The organism is Psychrobacter sp. 1U2 (genome assembly GCF_051847575.1).
This window is the reverse complement of sequence record NZ_JBPYDC010000390.1, coordinates 1-1,133: the sequence shown is the minus strand read 5'-3', so window position 1 is coordinate 1,133 and position 1,133 is coordinate 1. Positions and strand designations below refer to the sequence as shown.

Sequence of the window (1,133 nt, the reverse complement as noted above, 5' to 3'; positions counted from 1 at the left end):
TGGCGTATTAGCGGAATGCCAGGCCTACTTAGATGATGTTCACTGTGAGTACTGTGGACGGCCGTATCAACTTGATGTGCCAGCGGATATACCTTATATCAGAAAGCAATCATCTTGGTTTTGCGAATCATGTATCAGTTTTTCTGGCGGGCAGCTTACAATAGGTAGGTGATAATTTAGAACGTATTTAATAACCAGATTGCTAATGCTCTCTGGTTTTTTCCATAAAACCTCTATTTTTAAATCTACTTATTTAGCAAGGATTATCTAAGGCGCTATTTTTCTGTCCGTTTTTCCAATTCACTAATGTTAAATCCTGATGCTTTTGCTACAGCATTATTGTTTTCATTAGTCTCAGTATCTGTGATTATTTCTCCGATTTTAAATGAGGCGCGGCTAATACTATTATCATTAATGCCTAGGATACTTACTAGCGCTTTTTCATAGTAGTATATAATCTCAACTGCCTTTTTCATCTTGCTTACATTGCCATTCTCATCATCATTAATGTTTGAGCTAATCGGCACTCCAATGATTACTGCTACTAAAACTAAAGATATAAGCAATTTAAGACCGAAAGGTGGTTTCTCTTGACCGAACTTAACAAAGATAATCATAACGATAAGTTGAGATATAACAATGACTATATTTAACAGCAAGAAGGTCAATGATGCCCCTAGTGCAACTATAGGCATAACAATGCCTTTATACGCCTGTTTTCCACTGTGCTCTATTTGTTCTTGTGTGACCTCAGCTTTTTCGCCTTGATACTTTTTAGGGTATTTAATAAAATTTCCTAATGGTTCATCATCCCCTTCACTGATATAGGTAGGTATAGCAGTATTTGGCAACAATTCTTTCAATGGTTCAGCCATCTTTAGTCGCAAGGATTCTTCAAACCCATCGCTATAAGGAATTAAGCTTAGTTCCTCTGGTTTTGCTTTTTTTCTAAAATATTTTTGAATATCAGGGTCTCTAACAAACTGGTCATAGTTAAGGTAGGGGCTTAAGGTTGATTCGAATCCTAGAGTCTTACTGACACCTTTTAACCATTCTTTGTAAACTTTCTCTTTTGCTACTGAGCTCCATATAGACTTTTCCGCCTTAGCATTTGCCTCGTAATATACCCTAGT

General features: G+C 36.5%; 1 protein-coding gene. It reads right to left on the bottom strand.

Features of this window, described 5'->3' with window-relative positions; genetic code table 11:
* Positions 1-275 precede the first annotated feature (275 nt).
* Positions 276-1,133 (bottom strand): hypothetical protein (locus tag ACS8FD_RS16060; RefSeq protein WP_439276583.1); only part of this gene is annotated, 858 nt, incomplete at its 5' end.